The sequence below is a fragment of the Paenisporosarcina sp. P5_A11 genome, assembly GCF_056400705.1.
Genome location: NZ_JBFUKT010000127.1, coordinates 1 through 9,767, shown reverse-complemented (window position 1 = coordinate 9,767; position 9,767 = coordinate 1). Strand labels below are relative to the sequence as shown.

Here is a 9,767-nt window from a genome sequence, read left to right as displayed (position 1 = left end):
ATATTTTCCTTATTTAATTGGACCAATACGACAAATCCGTTCAATAACATATGTGAAATGATTGAAGTCCAAATTCGTTTTGTTTTGTAATATAAAAAGGCGAATATAAATCCGGACACCGCATAGAGTAGTATGTGTGTAAAATCAAAATGGATGATAGCAAAAACTATCGCACTTACTGCCCCTGCAATAAAGAAGTTCGACTTTTGTACAAGCGATCCAAAAATCACACGTCGGAAAATGAGTTCTTCTAAAATGGGAGCAAAAACTGCAATCGATAATATAGCAACTGGAGCAGCGGCCGCTATTCTTACAAAAGTAGCTGTATTATCGGATCCTGGATCAATTCCAAGAGCACTTTCAATAAGTGCTGCAATAGATTGACCTATCAACACCATAAAGAATCCAAGAATTCCCCATCCAATCGATGCTGGGATGGAACTCTTTTTGCCTTTTAAGTTATTTAAGAACGATTTGTCTTTACGAATAATCGCAACACTTATAAGGGTTGCGACGGACATGCTAATGAAAATCCACCAACCACTGGCTAAAAGTTTAGCTTGCGCCTCTCCCATTCCTTCTTGGCCATTTAAAAAGCGGAAGATTAATGGGGCGAACAGGGCACCAGACAGTTGCATGATGACGTATGCGGTAATTAAATAAAATGCAGTTTTATTATTTTTCATAGGTAAATATCCTTTCATCAAAAGAAGTTCTTTCTATATTGTATGGGTTTTCTGGCAACGTCGCAAAGATTACAAAAATATCAGAGTTCTTACTTGCAAAAGTTCAGTCAATTCATTATGATAAGAGTTGTGTTAGCACTCAAGAACAGAGAGTGCTAATAAAATAATTACTACCATTCAAGGAGGTTGTTTTCACTTGTTAAAACCATTAGGCGATCGTATCGTAATTGAATTAGTCGAGTCAGAAGAAAAATCAGCATTTGGTATTGTACTACCAGACTCTGCTAAAGAAAAGCCACAAGAAGGTAAAGTACTTGCTGTTGGAACTGGTCGTGTACTTGAAAACGGCACGCGTGTAGAGTTAGATGTGAAAGAAGGAGACAAAATCATTTTCTCTAAATACGCTGGTACTGAAGTGAAATATGAAGGTAATGAATTCTTAATTTTACGTGAAAACGATATTTTAGCAATTATAGGATAAAAACTTAACTATATTTAAGGAGGATTTACTAAATGGCAAAAGAAATTAAATTTAGCGAAGACGCACGTAGCTCAATGCTTCGTGGTGTAGATAAATTAGCAGATGCTGTAAAAGTAACGCTTGGACCTAAAGGACGTAACGTTGTTCTTGAGAAAAAATTTGGTTCACCACTAATTACAAATGATGGCGTAACGATTGCAAAAGAAATCGAACTAGAAGATGCATTTGAAAACATGGGTGCTAAGCTTGTAGCTGAAGTAGCATCTAAAACAAATGATATCGCTGGTGACGGTACTACAACTGCAACGGTTCTTGCTCAAGCAATGATTCGTGAAGGTTTGAAAAACGTAACAGCTGGTGCGAACCCTGTTGGCATTCGTAAAGGAATCGAAAAAGCGGTTGCAGCAGCAATTACTGGCCTAAAAGAAATCTCTCAAGATATCGAAGGCAAAGAATCTATCGCCCAAGTAGCAAGTATCTCTTCAGGTGATGAAGAGGTAGGACAATTGATTGCTGAAGCAATGGAACGCGTTGGTAACGACGGCGTAATCACAATCGAAGAGTCTAAAGGTTTCACTACTGAACTTGATGTAGTTGAAGGAATGCAGTTCGACCGTGGGTATGCATCACCATACATGGTTACTGATTCTGAAAAAATGGAAGCTGTTTTAGAAAATCCATATATCTTAATTACAGATAAAAAAATCACTAGCATTCAAGAAATTCTTCCAGTATTAGAGCAAGTGGTACAACAAGGTAAACCACTTATCCTAATCGCTGAAGACGTTGAAGGCGAAGCTTTAGCTACACTAGTTGTAAATAAATTACGTGGAACGTTTAATGCAGTAGCTGTTAAAGCTCCTGGATTTGGCGATCGTCGTAAAGCGATGCTACAAGATATCGCAATTCTTACAGGTGCTGAAGTGATTACTGAAGAGCTTGGTTTAGAATTAAAAACAACAAACATTACACAATTAGGCCGTGCTGCTAAAGTGGTGGTTACAAAAGACAACACAACAATCGTTGAAGGCGCTGGTCAAACAGAAGCAATTACTGGCCGTGTAAGTCAAATTCGCTCTCAATTAGAAGATACAACTTCTGAATTTGATAAAGAAAAATTACAAGAACGTTTAGCAAAACTTTCTGGTGGTGTTGCCGTAATTAAAGTCGGTGCAGCAACTGAAACTGAATTAAAAGAACGTAAACTTCGTATTGAAGATGCTTTAAACTCAACTCGTGCAGCTGTTGAAGAAGGTATCGTTTCTGGTGGTGGTACTGCACTAGTGAACGTTTACAAAAAAGTGGCTGAATTAGCTGACACTGAACAAGGCGACGTTGCAACTGGCGTGAAAATTGTTCTTCGTGCACTTGAAGAGCCAGTTCGTCAAATCGCAAACAACGCAGGTCTTGAAGGTTCAATCATTGTTGACCGCTTGAAACGCGAAGAAATCGGTATCGGTTTCAACGCATCAAACGGCGAATGGGTGAACATGATGGAAGCGGGTATCGTGGATCCAACTAAAGTAACTCGTTCTGCACTTCAAAACGCAGCATCTGTTGCAGCAATGCTCTTAACTACTGAAGCAGTAGTAGCAGAAATTCCAGACAAAAATGCAGGCGGCGGCATGCCTGACATGGGCGGAATGGGCGGCATGATGTAAAAGTGTGAAAAAACCCTTGATTCATAAGGGTTTCGGAAGTTGTTATATCGTGGATGACCACTTTTTGACCACTTCTTTGTTTAAAAAAATTGCATATGACCACTTTTAGAGAAGGTCTTTCATCAGTTTACTAAACTGTTGGGAGGCCTTTTCTTCCATGTTTTTCGTCATATGCGCATAAATGTTCATAGTGGTATTAATATCGGTATGCCCTAGTCGTTGCAAGTGTGTGTGTGACGGAAACCATGAAGAGTGATATGTTTCTCTATATCAGATTTTTAATATGGGGTTCTAAATAATGCAAATGGAGATAGAGTCTAGATTATTTAGGCTCTATTTTAGTACCAACGTGACTTATTTGGTTTCTATGGAAAAGGAAGTGGGAATCGGCAAAGTGGTCATTTTCATACAACCCTATGCATCTAAACATTTTTTGGGAATTGTTGAAAGATGTCGCCGAAGAAGATGCCAGAATTCCATGAAGCCTATGTCGTTGCACAGCCTATTTCTTCATAAACTCGCCCATAATTAAATGACAAAAAAAGGGAACCGAATCATCTTTAGAGATCCGGGTCCTTTTTTTAATTTCAGCAGTCAAAATTTGTTGTAAAATTATCCATGTTTGTGCGTGTATAACTAATAAGCAACACTAGCGCACCCGTCGAATTTATACACTACGTATATTTATTCACCGCCCCTTGCTGTAGCGAGGTCTTTCTTTATGCAGAGTGAATATGGATGTATAGATTAATTGTTCGGGTGATAGGCACCAAATGGAAAAATGCTAGGAATGACGTGGTAGCTACTAATGTCGAGAAATTATTCGATTAGTGCGCACAGGTACACACAAAAAAATAAAATCAGAAAAAACTAAATATTCTATTTCTTTTTTAAAAATGTGTGCTAGAATAACTTTATAATTGTATACAATTATTATAAAGGCGGTGAACCAGTTGAATGAAAGAGCAAAAGTCAGTCGAGTCTCTACGAAAGATATTGCACATAAAGCGTTGAGAGAAATGATCATCAAAGGTGAACTGGAACCGGGTCAACCAATTGCGGAGGAAGAGTTAGCCAAAGAGCTACAGATCAGTCGAACCCCTCTTAGAGAAGCTCTTCAGATCTTGGAACTGGAAGGATTGGTCAATCGCAGTTTAAACGGCCGAATGAATGTGGCTCCGATTTCGATCCAAGAAGTGAAAGAAATTTTTGTTATCCGTAGCAACTTGGAAGGGATTGTCGTTGAAGATGCCATTGATAATATCACGCAAAAGGACATTGACCACTTAACCAATCTCATCAAATTACTCAAAATGGCGATAAGCCTGGAAGATTATGAGACAATCGATCAATTTGGTAAGCAATTCCACGAATACATTTACACGGTGAGTGGCAACAAGATGGCAGTCAAGTTCTTGTATCAGCTCAACAGCATGATCAACCGGTACAGGCGATTGGCACACAAAAGTATTGGCGATACAAAACAATCCGTCAAAGAACATAAGATGATCCTTCATTACATCATCCAAAAAGACAAGATCAACGCAGTAGAAGAAATGAAGAAACATATTTTAGGTTCGTTGAATCAAGCCATCAAGACGGTCGAAAAATACGAACATACCCAATTCTAACAAGAGAAAGGTACAGATTGAAACAGATTGCGAACGATATGAGAGGAGGAAGAGTACATGACATATGCAGTAATGGGCGGTGGAAATACAGGGCAGGCCATTGCAGGATTTCTGAAATTGAACGGAGAAAGCGTGAAATTGTATACCCGTGATCCACAGAAAGCTGAAAGAATTTCTACACAAGGGTTGGAAGTGAAAGGGATCTACTCGGGGCACGTCGATTTAGAGGCATCGACCGCCATAGATCAGGTGATTGCAGAGGCCCAGTTTATCATTGTATCGACGACGGCTATAGGGCATGAGACGATTGTCAATCAAATTAAACCGTTCTTGCAACCMAATCAAACCATCATCTTTTTTCCAGGCTACTGGGGTGCACTAGAATGTGAACGAATTCTGGGTACTGATTTGATTACAGAAAAGAACATTACAGTGGCCGAAACGAGTGCCATGCCTTTTGTCAGTTTGGCCGATCAAGCCGGTTCTGTTGCGATCACTAAAATTAAATACAACGTACTAATTAGTACGTTGCGTAAAGAGAACCAGATTGCTCCATCGTTTATGGAAAGGTTTCCGCAATTGATTCCGGGAGAAAGTGTATTTGAGACTTCCTTAAATAATTCCAATGTGGTGATTCATCCTCCGATCACCCTGTTTAACGCGGCAAGGATTGACTCATCCGAGAGATTTCAGTTCTATCCTGACGGAGCATCTCCCTATTCATGTAACTACGTAGAAAAGATGGATAAAGAACGACTGGAAATAGCAAGTCGTCTACTTGTCGATCTTCAAAGTATTTTGAGTATCTTGAATGAATTTTATGATTCCGATTATCCCACGTTATATGAAGCTTTGCCTGGCTTGTTCCCTACTGGATTAGGTCCTACGACACTTGATTATAGGTATCTGACAGAAGACATTCCTTTTGGACTTGTTCCGATTTCAGAATTAGGGAAAATCTTAGGGGTGGCAACACCGTATACCGACTCCATCATCAGCACGGCATCTTTACTTATGAACAGCGACTATAGGCAAGTAGGGATTCGGTTCAAGGGGTTGACCGAGGAGAATCTACGGCGGATGTCCATGGTATAGCACATATAGGATTTGAAATAAAGCACTTGGGGAGGTAGAGATTATCTTACATGTTAAAAACTTGCATGTTTCATACAACCAAAATGAGGTGTTGAAAGGTATTAACCTATCGGTCGAAAAAGGCGAGGTTGTATCGTTTATTGGTCCGAGTGGAACAGGGAAAACCACCTTATTAAAATGCATCAATTACTTAGAAAAACCCCAACAGGGCGAAATTCAAATCGGGGATCTGCATCTCAATTATCAAAGTTTATCCAAGCAAGACATCCTAAAGCTTCGCAGGAAAACCGCCATGGTGTTCCAGATGTTCAACATTTTCAAACATAAGACGGTCATCCAAAATGTAATGGATGCTCAAATAGCAGTTCAGAAAAAGTCCAAAAACGAAGCGTATGCCATGAGTTTGAAACAATTAGAAAATGTAGGTCTTAAAGATAAAATAAATGAATATCCCTCTCGCTTATCGGGAGGACAATTACAAAGGGTCGGCATTGCACGTGGCTTGGCGCTTGAACCCGAGTTGATTTTGTTTGATGAACCTACTTCAGCTCTTGATCCCGAATTAGTAGAGGAGGTATTGAAAGTAATAGAAGATGTAGCAAAGTCCGGCATGACAACGCTTCTTGTCACCCATGAAATGGACTTCGCCAAGCGGATTTCCGACAAAGTGGTCTTTATGGAAAATGGTCACATTGTGGAAATGGGAACGCCTGAACAAATCTTCGAGAAATCAGTGAATGTGAGAACAAGGCAGTTTTTGAAAAAGATCTATGCAGAGCAAGACCAACAAAAATTAAACATTAAGGGTGGTTGATGAGAATGAAGAAAAAGTCAATTTTAGTAGCAGCTTCTGTACTGGGTTTATCTCTCCTTACTGCATGCAATTCCACTGACAACAAGTCACAAGCTGAGAGCACTGGGGATTCAGGCGTAAGAACAATCAAAGTGGCGACTGGCCACACGTCAAAACCATTGAGCTGGGTCGATGAGAACGGCGAAGTGACGGGTTATGAGCCTGAGCTGATAAAAGAACTGGATAAAGTGCTTGAAGACTATGAATTTGAATTGTTCGGTGTGGAAGATTCAGCGGGTGAAACAGGAGTAGCTACTGGAAAGTACGATATGTTGGCAGGTGGTCTAGGTTTCACGGAGGAACGTGCAGAGCAATATATCATTCCTTCAGAATCGAGTGGTCGTGCCCTTATCAAGATTTACGTGGCAGAAGATAGTGGAATTGAGAGCATTCAGGATTTGGTAGGGAAGAAAATTTCTCCTCTATCCCCAGCGGGTGCCACATATAAAACCGTTAAGGATTGGGAAGAAGAAAATCCTGAATTTAAGCTAGAGTATGATTTGGCTGATGTGGGAATTCCAATCGCAGATCGACTAAAAGAAGTGGCGACTGGCAAATATGATGCGTTGTTCTATCCATCGAGTTACGGACAAATCGAAATCATTGAAGATCAAAATCTACCTGTTGTGGGATTGGACCCAGTCAAAATTATTCCTACGTTCTTTATGATTCACAAATCAGAGGAAAATGAGGAACTAAAACAAGCCATCGATGAAGGTCTAAAGGAATTGGCAGAAGCAGACGTGCTTTCTGAGTTGTCTACTGAATTCTACGCAGAAGATGTGTTTCAATACGATTGAGGCTTTTACATGAACGTCTTGGTTCGAGTCAGTTAAGGTCATAGTGAATATCTCCGGATCGACTAGAGCACATCCATATTCTCTCGTTTGGTTGAATCCCTTGAGAATATGGATGTAGACTAAGACGAAAAACATAGACATGACACCGTCATGTACAGAAGAGATATTCATTAGAGAAGGGAGAAATGACGATGGAAACGGGTATGCAAGAATTACTAATGGAGTTTCTTAAAACGCTTCCGATCAATATTATCATCATCATCTTGTCGGCTGCGCTTGGGTTACTCTTTGCTGTGCTATTAACGTTTGTGCGACTAAAGAGAATTCCCGTCATTAGTCAATTAGCCGATTTGTATGTATCTTTTGCGCGAAGTGTTCCTGGACTGATTTTACTATTTATAGCGTACTTTGGAATTCCAAAAGTGTTACCTCTCATCGGTTTGGGCACATATGATATAAGCCCGATGCATGCTGCTATTATTTCCATGGGATTTTATCATTCTGGTTATATTTCTGAAGTGTTTCGACCCGCTTATCTCGCCGTTGAAAAAAGTCAACATGAAGCTGCAGATAGCTTGGGGTACACACCAATGCAAAAGTTTTTCCGAATTATTCTGCCCCAAATGGTCCCTGTTGCTCTCCCGGGATACGGCAATGCCTTGGTTTACTTGATTCATGATACGTCGCTGATCTTTGCCATTGGCATCGTGGATATTATGGGAACCGCAGAATTGTCTATCGCACGATCTTACGGTACTAATCAAATCCTAATTTACTTTATCATTGCCTTGATGTTTTCGGCTATGTGCTTCACAACGGACGGATTGGTTAGAAAACTGGAGAAGAGAGTGGCCATTCGATAAAGGTTTAACCACAATAAGCAGGGGGGATTAACATGTTTGATTTAGAGGCTTCATACGAAATGTTTTTAGGGATATTGGGTGTACTTCCTGAAACCTTACTCATAGCGATTACTATACTTGTATTATCCACCCTTCTAGGAGTGGTGTTGGCTCTGATACAACAATATAAAATCCCTGTGCTGGTTCAACTTACAAAATTATTTAAACTGTTTTTACGAGGGACACCTATGGTGGTGTTTTTATACTTGATGTATTATGCACTCCCTGCCATTGGACAGTTCATCGTTACACTTCTTGGTATCGATTATAATATGAACAATATGTCGCCTCTGGTTATTTTAATTGTCACAGTTAGCCTCACGTTGTCTGCCTTTCAATCTGAGATCATCCGAGGCTCATTTTTAGCGGTAGATCCGGGGCAAATTGAGGCGGCGGAATCCTTGGGCTATAGTTTTTCTCAAACGTTTACGAGAATTGTTGCCCCGCAAGCTTTTGTCCATGCCATCCCTGATTTCGCAAACTCTTTCACAGTGGCCATCAAAGCCACTTCACTCGGGTTTTTAATCACCGTGATTGATATCTTTGCACAAGCCAAAATCATGGCAGCCCAGAACTTTCGCTTTGTCGAGGCGTTCATGATGGTGGCACTCATTTACTGGGGAATCGGTATTTTAATCACCAAGTTCGCCGACCGCTATGAGAATGATGTGCGAATCAAATGAGCTCATGCCATCACACAAGTCCTATACATACACATCCGTCCTTGCAGCCGCATGGGCGTTTTTGTATGCCTCTATAAGCAGCAGGTACTCTTATTCTTGATTGATTTCCTACAGATTCTACACTCGTGACTACACCGTATACCAACTAAATATAACAAAGGTATAGACCACATAGACGACGAAAATCGAAGCGAAAGAGAGGAATGCAGGTTTCTTCGGTTTAGGTGAAACCACAGTAAAGATGATAGATACGAGTACTCCGGCAAGTAGAGTAAGAGCGTGAAAGACAAGCAGTTCTAGGAGAGAAGGCGCTTTAGACATGAACTTAATGGTGCCTGTCACCCATCGCACTAGGAGAGGTTGATGGACGACCTCCAATCTCTTACAGTGAACCTTTAATAGAGAGTGAAATGGTTAAACTCACAATTGAATGTACAAGTGCTGGGACGATTGAGATTGATGAACAGAAAACCATTAATAAAGTAATTAAGGAAATCAACCATTCAAGAAGAGAAGGTACACAAGAAATGGAGTTCGAAATTAGACATCGAGCTACAATTGAAAACAGTGATGGCGAGACAAAATCTTTCCATTTTTTCAGGTGTTTGAAAGTGGGAATTTTAAATTAAGTCGACCCTATATAAACATCATTGAGCAATCCATCAAAAAAGTTCAAAATGATTTAAAAGAAACCAAATTATATCTTCGCCAGAACAATATGAAAATCATTAAAGGAAATCGAGATGACGCTTGTACGGAGTACGCTTTTTATTATAAAGGGTATGAAGCACATCGACGTTACTTGAATGTTAGGCTGAGAAATCGCACTGAAGAATTGCTTGAAGTGTATTTAAATAAGAAAAAGTAAAAGCCCAACCACCTGTGGTTGGGCTTGTTTCTTGTAGTCATAATGTTCTCATAGCTGCACCAAACGCTTTTACTTCTTCCTCAGACATCATTTCAATCTCATAAGCT

Annotated in this window: 11 protein-coding genes and 1 pseudogene; 10 read left to right on the top strand and 2 right to left on the bottom strand. The window is 40.0% G+C overall.

The genetic code is table 11. The features are described 5' to 3' along the window. A partial coding sequence (locus AC1DOS_RS14650) for a lysostaphin resistance A-like protein (RefSeq protein WP_477538092.1) occupies positions 1–686 on the bottom strand: 686 nt, incomplete at its 3' end. Between the two features lie 196 nt (positions 687–882). Here AC1DOS_RS14650 and groES point away from each other — a divergent pair. Then, positions 883–1,167: a co-chaperone GroES gene (gene groES / locus AC1DOS_RS14645; RefSeq protein WP_108587729.1), complete on the top strand. Its 285-nt coding sequence runs from the start codon at positions 883–885 to the stop codon at positions 1,165–1,167. A 32-nt stretch (positions 1,168–1,199) separates the two neighbouring features. After that, complete coding sequence (gene groL, locus AC1DOS_RS14640) at positions 1,200–2,828, top strand: chaperonin GroEL (RefSeq protein ID WP_477538091.1); 1,629 nt, start codon at positions 1,200–1,202, stop codon at positions 2,826–2,828. 105 nt (positions 2,829–2,933) lie between these two features. On the opposite strand, the pseudogene AC1DOS_RS14635 reads toward groL, so the two are convergent. Then, a pseudogene (locus AC1DOS_RS14635) lies at positions 2,934–3,103 on the bottom strand (site-specific integrase); the annotation flags it as partial. A gap of 678 nt (positions 3,104–3,781) precedes the next feature. Here AC1DOS_RS14635 and AC1DOS_RS14630 point away from each other — a divergent pair. The 8 genes from AC1DOS_RS14630 (at position 3,782) to AC1DOS_RS14595 (ending at position 9,660) form a co-directional block, all read left to right on the top strand. Next, a complete protein-coding gene (locus tag AC1DOS_RS14630) occupies positions 3,782–4,459 on the top strand; it encodes a GntR family transcriptional regulator (RefSeq protein WP_477538090.1) in 678 nt (225 codons plus the stop codon). A gap of 57 nt (positions 4,460–4,516) precedes the next feature. Next, positions 4,517–5,554 (top strand): NAD/NADP octopine/nopaline dehydrogenase family protein, encoded by a 1,038-nt coding sequence (locus tag AC1DOS_RS14625; RefSeq protein ID WP_477538089.1) that lies wholly within the window; start codon positions 4,517–4,519, stop codon positions 5,552–5,554. A 43-nt stretch (positions 5,555–5,597) separates the two neighbouring features. Next, positions 5,598–6,368 (top strand): amino acid ABC transporter ATP-binding protein, encoded by a 771-nt coding sequence (locus AC1DOS_RS14620; protein ID WP_477538093.1) that lies wholly within the window; start codon positions 5,598–5,600, stop codon positions 6,366–6,368. Positions 6,369–6,373: 5 nt separating this feature from the next. Next, entirely contained in the window at positions 6,374–7,207 is an 834-nt protein-coding gene (locus tag AC1DOS_RS14615; RefSeq protein WP_477538088.1) for a transporter substrate-binding domain-containing protein, read from the top strand. Between the two features lie 191 nt (positions 7,208–7,398). Then, positions 7,399–8,070 (top strand): amino acid ABC transporter permease, encoded by a 672-nt coding sequence (locus AC1DOS_RS14610; protein WP_477538087.1) that lies wholly within the window; start codon positions 7,399–7,401, stop codon positions 8,068–8,070. A gap of 32 nt (positions 8,071–8,102) precedes the next feature. Beyond that, entirely contained in the window at positions 8,103–8,792 is a 690-nt protein-coding gene (locus AC1DOS_RS14605; RefSeq protein WP_477538086.1) for an amino acid ABC transporter permease, read from the top strand. 410 nt (positions 8,793–9,202) lie between these two features. Beyond that, positions 9,203–9,421: a hypothetical protein gene (locus AC1DOS_RS14600; protein WP_477538085.1), complete on the top strand. Its 219-nt coding sequence runs from the start codon at positions 9,203–9,205 to the stop codon at positions 9,419–9,421. Continuing rightward, positions 9,394–9,660 (top strand): YhjD family protein, encoded by a 267-nt coding sequence (locus AC1DOS_RS14595; protein ID WP_477538084.1) that lies wholly within the window; start codon positions 9,394–9,396, stop codon positions 9,658–9,660. Before AC1DOS_RS14600 ends, AC1DOS_RS14595 begins: the two co-directional genes overlap by 28 nt. Positions 9,661–9,767: the final 107 nt, after the last annotated feature.

Excerpts from the sequence above, each read along its gene's own strand:
- groL (WP_477538091.1), top strand. The coding sequence starts at position 1,200 with ATGGCAAAAGAAATTAAATTTAGCGAAGACGCACGTAGCTCAATGCTT.
- AC1DOS_RS14600 (WP_477538085.1), top strand. The coding sequence starts at position 9,203 with ATGGTTAAACTCACAATTGAATGTACAAGTGCTGGGACGATTGAGATT.
- AC1DOS_RS14615 (WP_477538088.1), top strand. The coding sequence starts at position 6,374 with ATGAAGAAAAAGTCAATTTTAGTAGCAGCTTCTGTACTGGGTTTATCT.
- AC1DOS_RS14605 (WP_477538086.1), top strand. The coding sequence starts at position 8,103 with ATGTTTGATTTAGAGGCTTCATACGAAATGTTTTTAGGGATATTGGGT.
- AC1DOS_RS14610 (WP_477538087.1), top strand. The coding sequence starts at position 7,399 with ATGGAAACGGGTATGCAAGAATTACTAATGGAGTTTCTTAAAACGCTT.